This window comes from Sphingobacterium humi (genome assembly GCF_009768885.1).
GTDB lineage: Bacteria > Bacteroidota > Bacteroidia > Sphingobacteriales > Sphingobacteriaceae > Sphingobacterium > Sphingobacterium humi.
The window spans coordinates 16,180-37,808 of sequence record NZ_WSQA01000008.1; the positions used below are offsets into that span (position 1 = coordinate 16,180).

The window sequence follows — 21,629 nt, forward strand, 5'->3', positions numbered from 1 at the left end:
TCATGAAATTATTATCTATCACGAGTATATTAGCTGCAGTAGTTTTGTTTAGCAGTTGTTCCAAGTTTTTAGAAGAAGAGCCTTCCAGTTTCGTTGGTGCCGATGGATTCTTTAAAACCGAAGAACAGATCAAAGCCTCCGTGAATGGGGTGTATATGCCTTTAACCAGTATTTATAGTCAGAATTTAATTATCGCCACAGAGGGGGTAACTGACCTAGCATTCTTAAACTCGTCCAGTGTGGATGCGAAGATGGAAATCTCACCTGCCAACCCGGGAATGGGGGATGACCTTTGGCAAAATGCCTACAAAGGCGTGATGTATGCGAATGCTTCCATTGCGGGAATTAAGCGTTCTACGGTGGATGAAGCAAAGAAAGGAAGCTATTTAGCTGAAGCTATCACCTTGCGTGCTGTGTATTATTACCTATTGACATCCACTTTTAATGGTGTTCCTTATTACACTAAAAATGTAAACTCTGTGGAAGTTTTAGAGGAAGTCAATAAATTGCCTCGTACGGATGCAAACATTGTGCGTGACTCTTTAATTCAGGACTTGCAAGCGCATGTCGAGTTGCTTCCGCAAAAGCGTACAAGCGATATCACAGGAAATCGTGTTTCTGCGCCTTTAGCTTATATGCTGATTGCTAAAATGGCACTTTGGAATAAAAAGTATGAGGTGGCCAAGGAAGCCTTATTGAAAATCAAGGAAATCTATGGCGATTTAGCTCAATACCCTTTAGTTGACACCTACTATCGTAATAAGAATACGCCAGAATCTATCTTTGAAGTGCAATATGCTTGGTCAACAACAGGAATCAAAAAGACCACCCAGGTTGCTTGTTTCTTTACGCCAGCAAAGAAAGCAGGTACTGCTACCTACGATGGTGTTGATATTCCAGAATTGGGCGATAAAGCCAATCCATTTACCTCCATCACGCCTTCCGAATATTTCATGGGCTTGTATGATGTTTATGATCCACGACGAGAGATCATCCTGGCTTATACTTATAACGGCAAAAACTTTTCCAGACCAATGGCTAATAACGGCACAGGTAAAGCATGGATGGGGCCTAAGTTCTGGTGTCCAGGAATGCAAAACCTAGCAGATGGAAATAACCAGAAGGTATTCCGTTATGCTGATGCGCTGTTGATGCTTGCGGAATGTGCCAATGAACTTGGCGATACTGATTTAGCCATGAGCAGCATCAATGCAGTGAAAAAACGTGCCGAGGAAGAAGCTATTATTGAACGAGAATTTCAATTAGCAAGCTATCCGGGAAAAGCGGAGTTCTTTAAAGAGGTACAGGAGGAACGAGCGCGTGAATTAATGGGCGAGTATGGCCGTAAATATGATCTAGTACGTTGGGACATCTATGCGGCTTCCATTCAAAATACCATTGCAGAGGAATTCCCTGATATCAAAAGTAATTTCAGACCATACCACCGATATTATCCGATTCCCGATGTGGAGGTGGTAAAATCAGAAGGAGCTTTGTCTAATCCAGAATATACCGGTCAATAGGAAATCGATGAAAAAGTTATTATTTACTGTTTTTATCTGTCAGTTCTTGCTGGTTGCGCCGGTTTTCGCGCAAAAGGAGATCAAAATATTATGCTATAATATTTTGGAGGGCATGAAAACTGATAGTACAGCTGGTAAGCAATTGTTTACCAAATGGGTGAAAATGCAACAACCGACCATGCTTGCTTTGCAAGAGGCGAATCACTTTACGAAGGAAAGTCTAGCGAGTTTAGCAAAAGGATGGGGGCATCCCTATTCCGTATTGCTTAAGGAAAAAGGTTATCCCGTTGCTTTGACCTCAAAATATCCTATCGAAGATGTAAAGATCGTTATCGAGAATTTCCATCATGGATATATTCAAGCGAAGAGCCATGGGATAAACTTTGTGGTGCTGCATCTATCCCCACACCGCTGGGATAAACGCCGTGAGGAAATCAGCAATATCTTACATAGCTTGGAGCAACAGCAGATTGTCGAGAATTCGGTCTTATTAGGTGATTTTAATGCCTACAGCCCGCTAGATTCGGTGAACTACCGCGATGGTAAGGCCGTGGCCTTTTTGAAAGGTTTACAAGAGAAATATCCAAAGAACAACTACCTCATCAATAATGAAGATATCGATTTTCAAACCATCCAAACGGTTTTAGATGCCGGTTATATTGATGCATTAAAAGTGCTGGCTATTTCCCGTCCGAAGGAGGCCAATATGATTTTGCCTACCAAGCACCGTATTGATTTTATCTACCTGTCTGGGGATATGATCGGTCGGATCAGTTCCGGTCAATTTATCATCGATGACTTTACCAAGAAGTATTCTGATCACAAACCATTATTCATTAATTTAAAACCAAAGCCATGAATAGGTTATTTATGAAATTTTCAGCCATAGGCTGCCTATCAATACTGGGAGCTCTGCTTATTTTGGGCTGCCAAAAGGAGGAGCTGCGCTCCTTTAATACGGATCTAGCCATTAATCAGCGGATCGTGCAATTGGCCGATTCCGCAGCTAGCACCAAGGTTCAAATCTACGCCGAAGACAATTGGAATATCGAAACGACGACCAAAGGAGAGGAATGGCTTAGCGTTCCAACAACCGCTGGATCTGGCAAAAAGCTCGTAGAGATTACTGTCACCTCCAATGCGGGTAATTTGCCTCGTGCCCAAACCCTCTATATCAAGAGTGGTAGTAAGGTCGATTCCATTTCCATTCAGCAGAAGGGCTTAGTGCCCACTTTAGCCATAGTAGATGAAGAATTAAAAGCAATTGCAGGAGGAGGTACCATGCGTACGGCCATTAGCACCAATATTCCTTTTAGCGAAATGCAGGTCGAGTCTATCACTGCAGAAGGAGGCAAGCTGGATTGGGTATCCGATCTAGATATTAAAGAAGGCTATTTGTACTTGAAAATAGCAGCCTCCAAGTTAACAACCACACGTGAAGGTATGCTGAAATTTAGTTACCTAGATGCCTTGAATGTGTTGGTAAAAGATAGTATTAAGATAGCACAGCAAGTAAAAGGTGATTATGATAATGCTGTTGCGGTAAGCTTTGATGCGGTACGAATGAAGGCCAGCGGAGCTATTCAAGACGACATCTATATCGAAGGAATTGTTCTAAATGATAAAGGTGGTAGCAATATTGCCCTAAACAGCAACTCCAAGGCAAATAAACATGTAATCGATCGGACGCCAACCAGCGTAACAGCTTATATCGCTTCCTTAGATGGTAAGCAAGCTTTCCGCATTGAAACAGCAACTGCCGGCGATAATATCTTCGATAAAAATCAAAAAGTGAAGCTTTGGCTAAAAGGAGCTGAGCTTAAGAAAAATACAGCACCAGAGTTTATCACCATTAGTAATGTGCAGTCTATTCAGGTGATGGAACAGATTGCGCAAAGCAGTGCCTTAATCCCACGTGAATTGACCATCTCCCAATTGACAGATCGCGACATCTTTACCTATGTGAAGTTGAAGGATCTTGAGATTTCAGTGCCATCCGGTGCGTTCTCCAATATCAATGAAGGTTATGTTGCCCGGGCAAGTGTATATCCACTCAATCTACGTGATATTCAAGGTAAGAGTTTATATGCTTTGTTTAATGTGGATGTTCCATACCGTAGAGATGGCAAGCAAGTGCCGCAAGGATCTGGATCTTTCGCCGGTATCATTGTGCATGAACAGATTGAACGCTACGGCACCCAAATCGGAACATATGCTATCCGTCCGCAAGGGGAGTCGGATATTCAATTGCAGGAAGGTAGAGAACAAGGATTCTCCAAAGTTCTGGTAGAATGGAGTCGCTTTAAAGTAGAGTTTGAAACCAACCCAACAGCTGCGGAAAACCCATTGACCCCAGATGTTGGTCAAGGTAAGCTGTGGCGCTCCGGACTTGATCCAATGAACTATACAGCAACGGCCGGTATCTATAAAACCACCGATTATAATGGTCTATTACAAGAGCCAACAACGGTAAAAGGGGTGGTATCTAATGGAGGATGGGGCGCTCGTGGCTGGTGGAACAACGATAAAAACCGGGGTGAAGCCTGGATTATTGCATGTAATAGCCAAGGAATTTCCAAGCAATTGTCCATGCAGGTAGAAGGTAATGTGGATGTCGGTGCACCACGAAACTTTATCGCCGAGTGGAATACAACGGATGATATGGAAGATGCAAACTGGAAGCCGGTAGCTGAGTTTACCTTGCAAGATGTTACCCAATGGTCAAATACCTTGATCTCGCAGGTGCCAGGCAATAAAGTTGTCAACTTCAACCTACCGATGGAAGCCTCTAATCAGAGCAAGCTTTATGTACGCTTAAAAGCTAAAAATAAAGTTGCCGGAACATTAACCAATCCGACAGCAGGAACAGTGACCGCCACAGCAAATGTGCGCTTAGGCCATGTATCCATCAAATACAATAAGTAATCGAGGGAGGGTGTTCACATCCTTTACATACAACTACCTAACCTAATTCCATAACAAAGGGCGCTTTCTCAAGCGCCCTTTTTACAAACTAACCAATAGCTGCCCTAATTATTTGACATCAGGCGGGCAGCAGAAATATAAAAGAACCCTGTGCCATTTGTATTGTTTTCTCCGGCAGTAACTGTTACGGTGATTTTTCCTTCAGCATCAGGCTTAATATCCTTGGCAACAACAATCTTGCTATTGTTACTAGACGTATTTAAAGCCACTGACACTTCATTCTCACCCTTACAGATATACTTGGTCTCGCGGTTGTCAGAAACATTGCCACGCGCGCCAAAGAAGGATAGATTATACGTTAATTTCTTGTCTAAACCGGAAAGTACAAAGGTACTTTTCACGATGGTCATGCCTCCGAATGCAGCTTTAGAGTTTCCAAAATACGAGTATCTCGAAACATTCGCCGGCATATTCAATGGTGTAGTGGTCACGGTAGGACCATCCGCATTCACCCCATTAAAACGTTCGGTGATTTCCAATTGGATGCCGGAAAGATTTCCTAAGCTATCTTTCATATTAACAGCGGTTCCTGCGAGGAAGCTATTAATTTGGTTCCAACGTTCCGATGCTGCATTATTACCAAAGTCGATTAATACCGCACTGGTTAATGGGCCACTGCTACCGCCTTGGAATTCGGTTAATTCAGTTACTTCATACGGTTTCTCTACGGCAAAATGCGCCGCATTTTGAGCTAAAGCAGCATCCTCTTCCGATACCCCTTCTGGACGGTAAGCCATGCCAACCACATTTTGCTTGAACAAGGTCTCAAACCAGGTCAAGGCCGCAATATAGCGTCCGAAAGGGATGGTTAAGTGATAGCCATCGCGAGTGAATTGATCGCCCATATAGGAAGTCCGCGCATTTTGGATGGCCGTACCGGCAGGCACAACAATACCAATTGGCACGATATCTTTCACCTGCTTAGAAACATCCACAATGGCTTGGTACATCTTCATTTGATCCTTATCATAGTTCAAAAAGCCCTCATGGGTAGATGACTTCGCATAGGCCCATGTTTGGTGGTAAATAAACTGTACCTCAGGATTCAAGGCCTTCTCTTTAACAAAGTTAAATACAGTTGGCAAGGCATCTTTTACCGATTGCAATTGCCCGGAGTTCTGACTAACCTGTTGGAAGGAAATGTAATCCCAATGCTCGTCGACTAAGGCCGTACCAATAGAGATCTTTTTGTAAACCTTTCTGACGCCGTCTATGCCTACCTTGCGGTATTCATAGGCTGCTCCGTCATATTCTACATTTCTTTTATGCAAGTCTAAGGAAGCACCGCCGATATACAGATTCCCGATGATAACCGTTTTACCGCTTTCTTTTGCCAATTCGTATAGATGTGATTCAATCGCATCTTCCGAGAAGCTGTTACCAATGGCTAGAATACGGATAACATCATCATTCGGAGCCACTAAAGAGGGAGATATATCAGCGTCAGGCAATCCATTCGGATTTCCATCTTTGCTGCAGGAAAGTACCATACCCATCATAAAGAGGAGAAGGATACTTTGTGATATTTTAGTGAATAGCTTATTCATAGATTTCATCTTTTAATAAAGGATTAATAGCCTGGGTTTTGTTTCAAAACACCTTTGGTAATATCGATCTGTGCTTGCGGAATAGGCAATAGCACATCTCTGGAATTCTGGAAGTTGGTCTTGCCGGCAGCGTGTAAGGCTGTTTGTGCAGTTCCCCATCTTACCAAATCAAAGAAACGATCGTGCTCCATGGCCAATTCAATGCGGCGCTCATGACGGATTTTATCACGCAAACCTGCTTGGTCTGTATTCGTCACATTCGGCAATACCCCCGTAGCTGCACCACGACGAGCACGCTCGCGAACCTCATTTAATAAAGTCCGAGCCTCATCGGTTCTGCCAAGCTCATTCGCTGCTTCCGACATCATTAAGACGATATCAGCATAGCGTAAAATCCTAATATTCATCCACCAGGATCCACGGCTAATGCTATTGCGTAAAGCAGGATCGCTCAACACCTTATGGTTATACATCGGATTAGGTACTTCTGAAGGGTATACCGGCATTTGCTCATTAAATAAAGAGAAGTGCTTGGTTGCTGTCGTACTGGAATACAAGATCGTTCTTGCTTTCCGCGGATCGCCCGCTTCATAGGCAGCTTCCAAAACTGGGCTCGGCACATTCCATCCCCAGCCTAAGTTCCAGTTCCCTGATCCGCGCACGCCTTGCAAGTTGGCATATTGAATACCATTTGCAGTTTGTTGGTCAGCAGAAGCCGTACCTTGAATTTCAAACACCGATTCTTTCCCGTTTTCACCCTTTTCAGAGAATATTTCAGCATACGACTGCGATAAATCATATAGCCCGGAACCTCTCACCATATTGGCAGCATCGTAAGCCGGTTGCCATTTTTTCTGCGTCAAGTAAACCTTAGCTAAAATACCGTTTGCTGCTCCCTTCGTAGCACGACCAATATATTGCCTATCCCAAACATCGGGTAAGTTCTGCGCAGCAAACTTTAAATCCTCCTCAATAAATGCATAGATTTCTCCTGCTGTACTTTGAGGGATGTTATTCTGGCTGGCCGGATCTTCGAACCATTTGTCGAACTTAGGCACCGAACCAAATAAACGAACCAACATAAAGTAGGAGTAGCCTCGGATAAACTTCGCCTCTGCTTCGGTTTGAATCTTCATCGCCTCATCCTGATTCGGATTCTGAACAGAATCCATTAAGTGAATGGCCCGGTTTGTCTTATTGATCAACCCATAATAGCCCAACCATAAGGAATTCGCCCGCCCTGAGGATGGCAATACAGGAAAGTTATCCATCGCGATAACATCAGCACCACCATCAGATGCGGTACTTCCTTTATCGGCATCATCACTGCGGATGCTGGTCGCATTCACAAAGCCGTCCACATGCACGGAGTAACTCCGCAAATCGTTGTAGGCTGGAAAAATATACTGATCATACGTACTACCACCTTCCGGATAAGGGTAATTATCCTCGGTATATTTCCCTTGGGGTGCCGTATCTAAAAACTTCTCACAACTGCTGAATAGGATGATTGACGATCCTAAGGCCAGTGCTATATTTAAATATTTTGACATGATGTACATTCTTTAATTGGTTAGAAAGATAGGTTAACTCCAAAGGTGTAAGTTGCAGGTAGTGGATAAGTCGCATTATCTGTACCGCCAGCAATAATGCTGGAAATCGCAGCTTCCGGTGTATATCCTGTTACTTTACTCCATGTTTTCAAGTTCTGCGCACTTACAAATACCCGCGCTTTACGGATAATGGATTTCTCCAATAAAGCATCGCCGAAGCTGTAGCCTAATTGTAAAGTACGAATCCGGAAGAAGTCGCCCGGCTCTAAGAAATAAGAGCTGAATTGGTAGTTGTTACCCCGGCTGTTATCCAGAATAGGTTCTACGTTGCTGGTTCCAGGAGCAGTCCAAGCATCCAAGCGATTTGCCTCATAGTTCAAATCCGCAAAGTTGCGCGTTCTACGTTGTGCATAGATTTTATTGCCTGCTACACCATGGCCTTCCACCTGTAAATCGAAGTTCTTATAGCCAAAGCTTAAGTTGATCCCGAAGTTATGGGGAGGGAATGGAGTTCCTAGGTAAGTTCTGTCCTCAGGGCCAATTTTGCCATCGCCATTGATATCTGCAAAAGCAATATCACCAGGCGCAGAGTCAGCAAATTTCGGCATCTTATCTAGGTCCGCAAGCGTTTGGTAAATACCAACCTGTTTGTAGCCATAGAAATACCCAATGGATTTGCCTGTTTCTGTCACGTTCGCCCCCTCATTTCCCGTAATCTTAAAGTCGATTTTATCACCGATAGAATTTACAAAGTTCTTGTTGTACGAATAATTGGCATTGATACCGTAACTAAAATCATTCACTTGGTTGTTCCATCCTAATGTCACCTCGATACCGCGGTTGGTAATTTTACCCAAGTTGGTAAAATAGGAGGTCTGTAACGATGGTAAGGTCAAGGAGGTAAGGATATCAGAAGTCGTCCGATCATAGAGGTTCACTTCCGCACTCAATTTACTATTGAAAGCCTTCAATTCCAAGCCTAAATCCATCCCGTTCACCACTTCCCAATGCAGGTTCGGATCGGGAATATAAGCCGGAGCCACAGAACTGTAGATATTATCGCCGAAAATAGCGGTAGCACCATTGGTAAGTCCCGGTAAATACACATTATCGGCTACACCATTGGAGTTACCGATTTTACCCCAGGCAAAGCGAAGTTTCATGAAATTGATTTTCTCTATGCTTTTAAAGAATTCTTCTTCCGACACAACCCAGCCTAAACCTACGGATCCGAAAGTTCCCCAACGGTTTTTAGGAGCGAATTTAGAGCTACCATCCCGACGAATGGTGGCATTCACTAAATATTTGTTCTTAAAGGCGTAATTCGCACGGGCAAAAAGACCAACGACAGAATTTTTAGACCCATTACCTGCGTAATCGCCTTTTGGATTGGAGTTCTCATTAATAATATCCCAATACCAGAAATTAGGGTCATTAGGCACATTTAATGTCGTGTCACGACGTGTACCACTAATGCCGGTATTATCATTATAAACCGTCGTAAAACCTGCTACTCCGGTTAAACGATGGTCTTCATTGAAAGATTGTTCCCAAGTTAGGGTATGATCCTGTTGGAAGCGTCTGTATTCTTGTGCCGCTTGATTTACGGATGTATACACCCGATCATCCTGGAAGAAGGAGTCCGCACCACCATTTTCACCTAAGTAGATAAAGCGTGTGGCTAATGGAGAGTAACCTCTGGAATTGTTAAACCCTAAATCGGTATATACAGTCGATTTCCAAGTTAAGTTATCTAATATTTTAATTTCCCCGAATAGGCTACCCACAAAACGGTAACCACGTTGTAGCGAAGTGCCATCCATGCGGTTTAAGGAAGCAATCGGATTTCCCACCTGCGCACGTTGAAAGCTTGGCATCGCATAATAGGTTCTTTCATCATATTGCACATCCACAATGGGTGCTGCCCATAAGGCATTGGTCAATGAGGCATTCGTTGGTTTCATCTTCCAGTAAGAACCGGCAATTTCACCACCAACTCGAATTCGTTCCGAAACTTTAATTTCTTGATTTAGACGGGCAGTAAAGCGCTCATAGTCGCCATTACGTACCACACCCTCTTGTTTACTATGGCCTAAACTAAATTGCGTCGATGATTTCTCACCAGAATTCGAGATGCTTAGGTTATTGTTGCTATTGAATGCTGAACGAAGCACCAAATCCTGCCAATCTGTATTTGCCGTGTATTTGCTGTAATCGAAAGGTGCTTTGCCCAGGTTTACCAATTGTCTATCGTATAATTCTTTAAATCCGGCAGCATCCACCAGCTCAATACGGTCATTTACTTTATTGACGCCTACAGACCCCGTGAAATTAATCGCTGTACGTCCGCGAGCTGCTTTTTTCAAAGTCACAGCAATTACCCCCGAGGCACCGCGAAGACCATAAATAGCAATGGAAGATGGATCACGTAGTACGTCGATGGTTTCAATATCCTGTGGCGAAATGAAATCGATGTTATCATGCAATACTCCATCCACCACATAAAGCGGGTTGGAGTTGTTGGTACTATTGATACCCCGAATACGAACCGTTGGTGCTCCACCCGGTGTACCGGAGTTGGAGATGGTTAAACCTGCCACCTTACCTTGTAGGGAACTGATCGGGTTGGCATTGGGCATATTCGCAATTTCTTCCCCCTTTACCTGCGCGATAGCACCGGTGAGGTCAATTTTACGTTGCGTACCATAACCCACCACAACCACTTCTTCTAAAGACTGGTCGCTACTTTGTAAGGAGATGTTGAAAAAGGTTTGATCACCTACAGGAAGCGTACGCGAAACATAACCGATAAAGGTAAAAGTAAGCGAGTCAGTAGGGGAGGCCGTGAGGGTAAATCGACCGGCAGCATCAGTTTGTGTACTGGCACCTTTCCCTTTTAGTATGACTGTTACTCCCGGAATCACGTTAGCCGATTGGCTATCTTTTACTGTTCCGGAGATCGTACTCTGGGCAAATAAGAGGTTTGCGCTAAATACGAAACATAAAAACACGTATAGATGCTTCATATGGATTTGGATTTTGATTTATAATAGGTAACCTAGATTTAATATAACTATAACAAATATTGTGATGTATATGTTTGGAACCAAATTATTTATTTACACATTACTACATCAGGAATTAGGGTACTGCTCAATTTTTAAATTGCTATCATTTATATAGTTGATTTATAGCTATTTAAAACGCATAGTTACCTCTCATTCTTCTGCGCTTAGTGTTGATAATACACAATATATCGAGAGAGGTAATGATGTAGTGAATTTCAATAAACTATCAGGTTGTTTTGAGTATCCTGTCAGGCTGTAGATGTTTTGAATATAGGTGAATTTGCTGCCGTTTAGGATTCAAAAAGACCTGTAAAGCAGTAAAAGACATGCGTTGTTGATTTAAGTCAAAGCTATTTGTTTTTCAAGGTATTTTAGGTTAACCGAATGTTATTTAACAAAATACTTTTATTTATTTAACCTTCATTTTAGGGCAAGCTCCATGGAAAAAGATTAATTTGAAGGCTACGATTTGTTGATAATCAATAAATAACTCTAAAGAGTGGTGCTAATTAAATAGGTGTTCATTAATACCAATGCGATGAAGCAAGAACTTTTACGCGTATGCCTCCTGTTAGAGAAGATTCATATTCTCATAGAAAAAGGGCTACAACAAACGATTTCTAATTCCCTAGATGCGGAAACCCTGTCTTCCAAAAGCGATTCCCCTTCCTCAGCCAAGCCTGCCTATCCGCATTTATTAGATGCGGCTGATATTCGTCGTTTATTGAATATCAGCCGCAGCACATATTATCGCATGGTAAAATAGGGGAGTGAAAGGTTGGAAAAAAGATTGAATTAAGCCGAATCTCTATTGATGAGTTTGCAAGGAATAATTACCGAGCGGGGTTCATAATCTTTATTTTTGATATGTTTTATTAAAAGCTGGCAACTTTGCTGGCCAATTTCGAAGGCGGGTTCTTCCACCGTAGTCAGGTTGGGTTCTACAATGGTAGAGATCGGGTCATTCGTAAAGCCAATAACACCTATTTCTTCACCAACTTTTATCCCCGCTTTCTTTAAGGCTAAAATGGCACCAATGGCTTTACGGTCATTTACCGCAAAAATAGCATCTACTTTTTCGCCACTCGCCAATAGTGCTTCTACATCATCAAAGCCATGTTGCTGGGTAAATCCTGAATAAATAATGAGGTCTTCTTGAATGGGGATACGGGCTCGTTGAAGGGCAGTTAGATAGCCCCGAAGGCGTTCTTTACTGAAGTTCATATTTTCCGGACCGGCAATATGAGCAATATGTTGATAGCCTTTTTCAATAAGATGATTTGTTGCTATAAAAGCGCCTTCAAAATCGCTCTGCATCACCTTAGATGCTGCGATATCTTTAGGTACGCGGTCGAAAAAGACAATGGGAAAATCATCTTTTAATAAGGTTTCAAACTGCTCTACAACAGAAGAGTTTGCGGAAATGGAAATTAATAAACCATCTAAACTCGTGGTATCCAGGTTTTCAATCAGATTGCGCTCGCGTTCCATTTCATCGTTAGTAACAAAAAGGATGATGTTGTAACCGAGTTCAAAGGCAGCTTCCTGTATACCTGATATCACAGTGCTGAAATAGTAATTGGTGATAAATGGAATGATGACTCCGATGTTTTTGGTACTCCCTGAGGCTAAGGCGGACGCATTTTTATTGGGTTTGAAATTGAGTTCGCGGGCAAGGGCTAATACCTTTTCTTTAGTTTCAGGATTAATATCATGGGCATCGCGGAGGGCTCTGGAAACAGTTGACACAGATATGCCGAGCATTTCGGCTATATTCTTAATCCCAAATCCTTTCTTGATCATAATTCACGTATTGGTACGGACGTAAATTACGGAACGTAATCGGAGTTTACAATACGTAATTGGAAATTAGGAGAGCTGTGGGGGGAGCTGATATCGAATTAAGAATTGACTGATAAGCAGGAAAGGATTTGATATTTTAGGAAAGATTTTATTAATTCGCTTTTTTAAGAAACCTTTAAATTGAACGAATCCTCCCATATCGAAGAGCGAAATTACCTGAACCGATTAAAAAACGGGGAAGTAGATGCATTTGATTATTTATATCATCGATATAAATATCAGCTAGCGGGTAACCTTTTTAATTTACTTAAATCTACCGACCTGGTTGAAGAGATGCTGCAGGAATTGTTTGTTCGTGTTTGGGAAAAGAGGCACCTGATAGATCCTGAAAAATCATTTAAATCTTATGTATACCGGATAGGGACAAATTTAGTAAATGATTATTTTCGTCGTTTAGCCAAGGATAGAGAGCTGATGCAAGTGGTATGGGATAATATTGCGCAGGTAGAATATCCGGAAGCTTTAAAACTGCAGTTACTGAAAGATAAGGAGTTGATGCGAACGATAGAAGCGCTGCCAGCACAACGGAAATTAGTTTTTACGCTTTGTAAATTAGAAGGGAAATCTTATGCGGAGGTTAGTCGTTTGTTACAGATTTCTGAAAGTGCCGTAAATGATCATATTAGTCGAGCTCATCGATTTATTTTCCAACATTACGATCGCTCCATCACTCTGATGGTCTTGATTTTTTCTTCCATCCTCATAAATAAAATCCCTTAAATCAATTTGTTACAGTTGTTTTTTAAAAAAAAGTAAAAAAAATGAAAACCAGAGCTGCTGGTTTTTCATGTTGCTCCGTATTAGCTAAAAAATAACCAGTGATAAATAAGCCCGAATTAGAAATCTTATTACAGAAATACATCAACAATAGTATTAACCATGATGAATATCAGTTGTTGTTGACCTATTTTTCCGATCCTGATCAATCGACTTTGCTCGATTCTTTAATTATGCAACAATTGGATAATGAAAAATTTTCACATCCTGAAGAAATTGAGGCGCTAGTATTAAGGGTTGATGAAAAGATAAAAGCACGTATTCCTTCTCCTGTCGCTAAGCTTAGTTTGTTAAAACGTTTTTATCCTTATGTAGCTGCAGCCGCTGTATTAATATGTTGCTTCTCGGCCTATTTTTATTTTGGAAACAAGCAATCCGTAAACCCAACAGAAATTGCTTTTTATGATGTTGCTGCTGGAGGCAATAAAGCTACCTTACGGTTAAGTGCTGGTCAGGAAATCATCCTTGATGAAAAACAATCTCAATTATGTAGTAAAGAAGAAGGATTGACTTATGAAAATGGAGAGTCAGTTTTCCAAACAGGAAGTGAAGTACAATTTTATACGTTAGAAACACCTCGAAAGGGGCAGTATCAGGCCGTTTTACCAGATGGAAGCCGTGTTTGGCTGAATGCTGAATCATCCATTCATTTTCCTTCCCAGTTTACTGGTGACAGTCGTACTGTCCGAATTGAAGGCGAAGTATACTTTGAAGTCGCGAGGGATAAGCATAAAAAATTTATTGTGGAACTCTCCAATGGAAATCGCATTGAGGTTCTAGGAACTCATTTTAATGTCAATGCATATGAAAATTCTATGGCTACCAAAACGAGTCTCCTGGAAGGATCTGTTAAATTTCTGAACAACAAGAATAAATCGGTTATACTAAAACCAGGTGAACAGGCCATTCAACCTATCAATGCCGCTGTTATTACTATTAAAAAAGCAGATGTTATGGCCGTTGTTTCCTGGAAGGACAACAAGTTTAATTTTGAAGGCATGCCTTTTCCTGAAATCATGAGTCAATTAGAACGCTGGTATGATATTCAGGTTGTGTATGCCAGCGCAATTCCGAGGTTGGAATTCTATGGTGAATTAAATCGTTCAAATTCCTTGCAATATATAATGAAGGCATTTGCAGATTCTGGGGTAAAAATGGAATTAAAAGGAAGAATCCTGTTAGTTCACTAATCTGCATTCCTAATTAGAAAAGAAACCAATCATTAATTAAAAACAAATTATTATTAACTATGAAAGAAGTAGCTTCGTTTTTACGATTAGCTCCGATTAAGTCGTGCCTTACCTGCCTATTTAGGAAGGGTAAGATGGCCTATTTCGTGCTCTTGTGCTTTTCTTTGGTCTCCATGGCCTATGGACAAGTTCTCCAGATAAAGCATGATAATATGACTTTACGGGAGTTATTTAGCTTATTGAAAGAGCAATCCGGTTATTCGTTTTTTATTCGAAAGGATATTATGGATAATGCGAATCCGGTCCATTTTGATGGTCGAAAAATGACCATTGAACAAGTGTTAGATCATGCCTTACGGAAACAAGGTATTCAATATAAAATTGAAGGAAAAGAGGTAATACTTTCTAAATTACCAAGTCAGGGAAGTGTAGTGCGTGTGGGTAGCAGCAATGGGGCTGCTTCGGTTCAGCAACAAGAAATTTTGCATGGATTTGTGCTTGACGATCAAGGGAAACCTATTTCCAATGCGACAATAACTTCCAAAAATTCTGGGATTAAAACAGCCAGTAACCAGCAAGGTAAGTTCATGATTCGGGTTGAATTGCCCGATCAGCTTCTCATTTCGATGATAGGTTTTGAATCGAAAACAATGGCTGTAAACAGTTTGTCTGCGACACAAATTGTGTTGCATTCAAAAGCTGTGCAAATGGAAGATGTTGTTGTAAATGGAATTTTTAGCAGGCCCAAAGAAAATTTTACAGGTTCTGCAATAAGTATGAAAGGGGAGGATCTTAAAAAAATCAATCCTACAAATATTTTTAAGGCTATTTCAGCGGTTGAACCTTCCTTTCAAATTGTTGCCAATAACCTAAATGGTGGAAATATCAATCATGTTCCTGAAATTCAACTTCGAGGACAGAATAGTTTTCCAAATTTAAGTGGAGAAATTTCGCAACGCCCAAATCAACCCTTATTTATATTGGATGGTTTTGAAGTCGGCATCGAACGGATTATGGATCTGGATATTAACTTAATTGCGGATATCACCATTTTAAAGGATGCTTCTGCTACTTCTGTGTATGGATCCAGAGCTGCAAATGGCGTTATGATTGTGACAACCTTGGCTCCAGAAAAAGGTAAACTCAGACTTGTGGTGAACAATGACTTCGGTATAAATACGCCTGATTTAAGTGTTTATAACTTATTAAATGCGCAGGAGAAATTGGATTTTGAACAACAAGCTTTATTATATACCGATGAAAGTCCCATTCGAAGAATTCAAAAGGATCAAATTTATAACCTTCGATTGAAGGCTGCTGAAGGAGGGATCAATACCAATTGGCTACAAATTCCGGTTCAGAACGGAATAAATAACCGTACGACGCTCTACCTTTCTGGTGGGGATGATGTAATTCGCTATGGCGTGCAAGCCACTGCTGGATTTCAAAATGGCGTGATGAAAAATCAGGATAGAACAAATTATTCCGGCCAGTTTGATTTATCCTATCGTACTAACAAGTTGTTGTTTAGTAACTCGATACGTATTTATCAAACTAAATCCAATGAATCTAATTATGGAAGCTTCAATAGTTATGTGCAAATGAATCCTTATTGGTCTCCATATGATAATGATGGAAAAATTAAATTTTATTTGGAGGACATCAGCTTTGAAGATGGTTATTCCAGTAGAATAACAAATCCATTATTTAATTCCTCGTTGAACACGATCGACCAACAAGGTTTGTTTGGCTTTCAAAACAATTTTCAAATGCGTTATAACGCCATGGATGGTTTGTTCTTTGAAACTCAGTTTAGTATAGGGAAAGAAATGGGAAAAGCTGATCAATTTTTACCCGCCCAACATACATCCTTCGGTCAAGTTGCAGATCCAAAATTAAAAGGGTCTTACAACAAAATGAATAGTGAATTGCTTAATTATGAGTTTAATGTATTAGGAAACTATAATAAACGGTTTGGTAAAAGTTTATTACTTGGTACCGTAGGTGTAAATTTAGCCAGTCGGACTTATGATTCTTATCGGGTAAAGGCCGTAGGTTTTGGCTATGATAAGCTAGATCATTTATTATATGCAACCCAATACGAGCCGAATGCAAAGCCTTTAGGGGATGAGAGTATTGTGAATCGCTTAGGTTTATTATTTAATGGTAACTATAGCTATGCCAACCGGTATCTTTTTGATGTTTCAATCCGACGGGATGGTTCTTCGCAATATGGTACTAACGAAAGATATGGTACTTTCTGGTCCTTAGGAGCGGGCTGGAATTTGCATCATGAAGCCTTTATGCAGGATTTGACAGCTGTAAATCGGTTGAAGTTAAGAAGTAGCTACGGAAGTACCGGATCTTTAAATATTCCGGCCTATTCTTCTCAAACCAGGTATTCTTTTTTGGGCCAATATATTTATGATGGTGAACTAGGCTCCGTTTTGCAAAATATCGGTAACCCGAATTTAGGATGGCAGGAAAAAAGGGAATGGAATATTGGTTTGGATGCTTCCTTTTTAAATGAGCGTTTAGAGCTGCGTTTCGATCATTATCGTGGATTAACCAATAACACCATTATTCCGGTTTCTTTAGCACCTTCCGTAGGTTTATCCTCTTATTTTGAAAATTTAGGAAAGATCAGAAATGAAGGCTACGAACTGTATGGACGTTTTAAAGCATTTGAGAATAAAGAACAAGGCATCCTGTGGAGCATCTTTGCTAATGCTGCACATAATAAAAATACCTTAGTTGAGATTTCAAACTCCTTGAAAATCAGTAATGATAAACTCAATGCAAGTTCAGAAGCTAATAAAAAACAAACGGTTCCTAATATTCAGTTTCAAGAAGGACAATCGATGAACACCATTTATGTGGTTAAATCATTAGGAATTGATCCAGCGACAGGACGTGAAATTTACCTAGATCTTGCTGGTAATCCTGTTGCCAATTGGTCTTCAACCAATAAAATAGCTTATGGAAATACTGATCCAATTTTACGAGGAACTATCGGGACGAACTTTCTATACAAAGGCTTTGACTTAAATATTTTATTGGAGTATCGCTTTGGTGGTCAATTGTATAATGAAACCTTAGCAGATCGTGTGGAAAATGCTTCCGTTCTTAATAACGTAGATAGAAGAGCGTATGACTTTGGTTGGAAACAACCTGGAGACCAAAGTATCTATAAGTTTATTAGTATTTATAATACGAATTCGCCAACACGTGCTACCTCTCGCTTTGTGCAAGATGATAATACATTAAGTCTCATGAGCTTATCACTTGGTTATACGTTAGTGAAACAGCCATTTATTAAAAAAATGGGATTCAATAGTTTAAAATTAATGGGTTCTACTAATGATTTATTCCGTTTCAGTAGCATTGAAATTGAAAGAGGAATTAATAATCCATTTTACCGCAATTATACATTATCCTTAAGAGCTAGCTTTTAATCTTATGAAAATGAAATTTATAACTATAGCACTTTGCTGCATTCCTTTACTGCTCCTAAGCAGTTGTTCTAAATTTTTGGAAGTAGAACCAAAATCAAGTGTTTCCGACCAAAAGTTATACGCTGATGAAGTCGGTTTTAAACAAGGCCTTACCGGTATTTACGTTAGTATGGCAAGCCAACAATTATATGGCGATAACTTGACGATGGGCGTTGTGTCTGCTATGGCACAAAACTATAACTTAACTTCAATCAACACACTTTACAATAGCAGTAATTTCTTATATGCCAATAATGCTTATACCCGTGATATTTGGAATAAAGGTTATTTTACAATTGCAACGATCAATAATATGTTGAGCTATATCGATGCTAAGAAGTCCGTATTTACAGGAGATAATTATGCTTTAATTAAAGGTGAGGCTTTGGGCTTAAGAGCATACCTGCACTTTGATTTGTTACGGTTATTTGGTAGTCAAGATATAAATGCATCAGGAAAAGCTATCCCTTATCGTTTAAACTTTAATACCGTTTCTGAACCAGCATTAACGATTCAAGAAAACTGTGAATTAATTCTCAAAGATTTGGATGATGCTGTAACCTTATTGAAGAATGATCCCATCATGGAAGGCAATGTCTCCAGAAAATATAGAATGAACCATTATGCTGTTTTGGCAACTAAAGCACGTGTTCTTCAATATTTGGGTAAATCGTTAGAAGCAAAACAACTTGCGGAAGAAATCATCAAATCCGGTATTTTCACCTTTGTAAAACCTGCTGCCATTACGACAACGGATGTTAAAATTAAAGATCGATTATTTTCAGATGAATTGATTTTTGCTATCCGGGTATTTGATATGGAACGATGGGTGAAAACAGGTGTTGGGGTTGGTAAGGTATATTTTTATGAATCTTCTTTGCCTAGTAATCGATTATTCCGAAGCATAGCAAACTATAGAACCTTATTTGAAAGCACAGTTGCTGTTGAAACGAAGGATTATCGTTTTAAAAATTTGATTGAAATTGATGGAGCTACCTATTTTACCTCTAAATATTGGCAAACTTGGGCCGGTGCTACGGGAACGAATCGTTTGGATCAAACGGTGCCCTTATTTCGCATGTCTGAATTGTACTACATGATGGCCGAAGGTGCTACTACGATCGAGGAAAGTCTAGCGCATTTGAATACTGTTCGTAGAAATAGAGGCCTTATAAACGATTTAAGCACTCAAAAAATTAATACTAAGGAACTCTTGAGAGCAGAGATTACCAAAGAATATCTGAAGGAATTTTATGCAGAAGGGCAAACGTTTTATTATTACAAAAGAATCGGTGCCACAAACATGTTGTTCAAGTCTGCCCAAATAACTCCACAGAATTATCAAGTAACAATTCCGGATGCTGAATTAGAATTTAATCCAAGCTATTAAACCCATGAGAAAAATACAATTATACTACAGCTTCGTGTTACTCAGTATAATCATGAGCTGTCAAAAAGATAAGTTATCAGTTTATTCTGCAGGATCGGGGCTCACTTTCGCAGAAACTACAGATATCACCACCGATAGTTTGAACTATACTTTTGCGCTGAATATTGTACCTAAGGAAAAAGATACCGTTTATATCCCACTAATGCTTACGGGCTGGCCAAGCGAACAAGAGCGGGAATTTAAATTGGATATCGATCCCATTTCTACAGCCAAACAAGGAATTCATTTCGATTTCACTAAAATGAGCTTCCCGGCCAAGGCGGTTACTTTCTTATATCCTATTGTGGTTTATAAAACTGAAAACATGAATAAGGAAATCTTTCAGTTAAAATTAAAAGTTGCGGATAATGGGATTTTTCAAACAGGTGCCTCGGGCAACTATGTGAAAGTAACAGCAAATGAATTTCCAAAAGGGGCACGAAGCCATAGTTCATTTAAGTTGAATATCACTTCCATTGTGAGCAAGCCTGGTAATTGGACCTCCGATGTTACCTATTATTTTGGTGCTTATTCCAGTGAACGGTTATTGTTTATGATTCAAGTTTTAGGTATTAATGATTTTCGTACTGTTCCATATGGCGGTAAATATATTTATGCTGATATCATTAATATGTATCAAAAACTGAATATAGCACTTGATGCCTACGAAGCAGAGTATGGCTTCAGGAAAGTAGACGAAAACGGACAAGAAATATCATTCTAAATTAAGCTAAGAAATTATGAAACTTAACTATACATTCCTTCTACTCGTCTTGCTAGGTTTTTCCAGCTGTACGAAAGAGGAGAATAATTATAAGCAGGCTGAGGTTAATGAATTGACCATTCAAACTGATGCTGATACGTATCAAATTGAACAAACCAAAGTGCTGAAAATTCAGCCAAAAGTACAATCTACATTAAATCCAAACGCTTCTTATACCTATGAATGGAAGTTGTACTCGCAAACTGAAGAATTTATAATCAGTACAGAACAAAATTTGGATAAGGAAATTGATGTAACTCCAGGGAATTATTCCTTATTATTCACAGCAATAGATTCGCAAACTAAAGTGCGTAGTTATAAATCTTTGAACTTAATTGTGAATAGTACCTTATATAACGGCTATTATATCGCTGCTAATAAAGGTGGAAAAGGGCATTTAAACTTTGTTCGGGAAGATGGAGAGGTTTTTTATAAAGTAGAAGAGAGTTTTAGTAAAACGAATTGGTCTGTCCCCATCCGTAAAGTAAGTGCTGCCATAAACAAGGGTCTACGTTTTGTTTTTGTAGCCACTGATGATAATGTTTACCGTATGAATGCGGATGATCTATTCATCAATGGTGATAAAAAAACGATATTTCCAGGAGAGGTTTCTCCAAAGAAGGACTTCTATTTTGGAATGAACTTTTATAAGGCAGCGGGTTATCCAACGGATATCTTTTTGATTAATAACGGACTAGTCTATGGTAATATTGGGCCGGATTTTGGTGGGTCATCCAATACTTATTCAGATCCATTAGCCTATACACAAGATTATGAAATATTTCCTTTTGTAGCTACAGATAATGCGATTTCTTCCATCTTTTATGATAACAAGGGAAAACGATTTTTAAGAATGGGATATAGCACGCGGAACCTTTTAGAAATGGTGCCAAATCCGGCAAACCAGTTTAATCTAGCTAGTATTGGTAAAACAGCGATAGCAGCTATGAATGGTGCTAATGATGAAGTGCTATACATCATGAAAGATCCGAATACAGGCAGCTTTTCTATTTATACCATAGCGCAATTTGTATCTGCTATGGCTAAAGCAAAGCAAGAAGTTTCTCTTCAAACTGCAGCAGAGTTTGATCAGGCCAAATTCTTCTCGGCTCTTACCGATCGACCTATTTTTTATTATGCTACCTCACGTAATATCTACAAGTATGATTTACAAACAAATCAGGCGAGTTTGGTGCTTCAATTAGCTGCTAATGAACAATTAGGCGATTTCCAAGTGCATCAACAGCGATCCTGGGAACTTGATAAACATGATTCCTATAATAAAGAATTGGTTGTTGCAGTTAATTCGGGAGGGGCAGGAGAACTTCGTTTTTACTCGATTGAGTCAGATGGCCAAATTACGCAGAAAGTTCTCCGAAAGTTTACAGGATTTGATGAAATCGTAGATATTGATTATAGAAATAGAAACAATTAAAA

Annotated in this window: 14 protein-coding genes; 10 read left to right on the forward strand and 4 right to left on the reverse strand. The window is 40.0% G+C overall.

Annotation, left to right across the window (positions count from 1 at the left end):
• Positions 1-2: 2 nt before the first annotated feature.
• From GQF63_RS11520 to GQF63_RS11530, 3 genes are read left to right on the forward strand one after another with little or no spacing between them, the layout of a single operon-like run.
• A complete protein-coding gene (locus GQF63_RS11520; RefSeq protein ID WP_160369386.1) occupies positions 3-1,523 on the forward strand; it encodes a RagB/SusD family nutrient uptake outer membrane protein in 1,521 nt (506 codons plus the stop codon).
• 7 nt (positions 1,524-1,530) lie between these two features.
• Positions 1,531-2,382, forward strand: a complete 852-nt coding sequence (locus tag GQF63_RS11525) for an endonuclease/exonuclease/phosphatase family protein (RefSeq protein WP_160369387.1) — start codon at positions 1,531-1,533, stop codon at positions 2,380-2,382.
• Positions 2,379-4,448, forward strand: coding sequence for a DUF5689 domain-containing protein (locus GQF63_RS11530; protein WP_160369388.1), 2,070 nt, complete (start codon positions 2,379-2,381; stop codon positions 4,446-4,448). Before GQF63_RS11525 ends, GQF63_RS11530 begins: the two co-directional genes overlap by 4 nt.
• A 104-nt stretch (positions 4,449-4,552) precedes the next feature.
• Here GQF63_RS11530 and GQF63_RS11535 read toward each other — a convergent pair whose 3' ends face one another.
• The 3 genes from GQF63_RS11535 to GQF63_RS11545 are packed head-to-tail and all read right to left on the reverse strand — an operon-like array spanning position 4,553 to position 10,634.
• The gene (locus tag GQF63_RS11535) at positions 4,553-6,055 is read right to left on the reverse strand and encodes a DUF4886 domain-containing protein (protein ID WP_246163491.1); all 1,503 of its coding nucleotides are present in this window, start codon (positions 6,053-6,055) and stop codon (positions 4,553-4,555) included.
• 23 nt (positions 6,056-6,078) lie between these two features.
• Positions 6,079-7,608: a RagB/SusD family nutrient uptake outer membrane protein gene (locus GQF63_RS11540; RefSeq protein WP_246163494.1), complete on the reverse strand. Its 1,530-nt coding sequence runs from the start codon at positions 7,606-7,608 to the stop codon at positions 6,079-6,081.
• A 20-nt stretch (positions 7,609-7,628) separates the two neighbouring features.
• A complete protein-coding gene (locus GQF63_RS11545) occupies positions 7,629-10,634 on the reverse strand; it encodes a SusC/RagA family TonB-linked outer membrane protein (protein WP_160369390.1) in 3,006 nt (1,001 codons plus the stop codon).
• Between the two features lie 580 nt (positions 10,635-11,214).
• Between GQF63_RS11545 and GQF63_RS11550 the strand changes: the two genes are divergently transcribed.
• Positions 11,215-11,442, forward strand: a complete 228-nt coding sequence (locus tag GQF63_RS11550) for a hypothetical protein (protein WP_160369391.1) — start codon at positions 11,215-11,217, stop codon at positions 11,440-11,442.
• A gap of 29 nt (positions 11,443-11,471) precedes the next feature.
• Here GQF63_RS11550 and GQF63_RS11555 read toward each other — a convergent pair whose 3' ends face one another.
• The gene (locus tag GQF63_RS11555; protein WP_170292232.1) at positions 11,472-12,479 is read right to left on the reverse strand and encodes a LacI family DNA-binding transcriptional regulator; all 1,008 of its coding nucleotides are present in this window, start codon (positions 12,477-12,479) and stop codon (positions 11,472-11,474) included.
• Between the two features lie 180 nt (positions 12,480-12,659).
• Here GQF63_RS11555 and GQF63_RS11560 point away from each other — a divergent pair, with 180 nt between their 5' ends.
• From GQF63_RS11560 to GQF63_RS11585, 6 genes are all read left to right on the forward strand, one after another.
• The gene (locus tag GQF63_RS11560) at positions 12,660-13,259 is read left to right on the forward strand and encodes an RNA polymerase sigma factor (protein ID WP_160369392.1); all 600 of its coding nucleotides are present in this window, start codon (positions 12,660-12,662) and stop codon (positions 13,257-13,259) included.
• A 98-nt stretch (positions 13,260-13,357) separates the two neighbouring features.
• Entirely contained in the window at positions 13,358-14,506 is a 1,149-nt protein-coding gene (locus tag GQF63_RS11565) for a FecR domain-containing protein (RefSeq protein ID WP_160369393.1), read from the forward strand.
• A gap of 173 nt (positions 14,507-14,679) precedes the next feature.
• Positions 14,680-17,961, forward strand: a complete 3,282-nt coding sequence (locus GQF63_RS11570) for a SusC/RagA family TonB-linked outer membrane protein (protein ID WP_212592556.1) — start codon at positions 14,680-14,682, stop codon at positions 17,959-17,961.
• A gap of 4 nt (positions 17,962-17,965) precedes the next feature.
• Positions 17,966-19,390 (forward strand): RagB/SusD family nutrient uptake outer membrane protein, encoded by a 1,425-nt coding sequence (locus GQF63_RS11575; protein WP_160369395.1) that lies wholly within the window; start codon positions 17,966-17,968, stop codon positions 19,388-19,390.
• A 4-nt stretch (positions 19,391-19,394) separates the two neighbouring features.
• Positions 19,395-20,153: a DUF4843 domain-containing protein gene (locus GQF63_RS11580; protein WP_160369396.1), complete on the forward strand. Its 759-nt coding sequence runs from the start codon at positions 19,395-19,397 to the stop codon at positions 20,151-20,153.
• 16 nt (positions 20,154-20,169) lie between these two features.
• Positions 20,170-21,627, forward strand: a complete 1,458-nt coding sequence (locus tag GQF63_RS11585; protein WP_160369397.1) for a PKD-like family lipoprotein — start codon at positions 20,170-20,172, stop codon at positions 21,625-21,627.
• Positions 21,628-21,629: the final 2 nt, after the last annotated feature.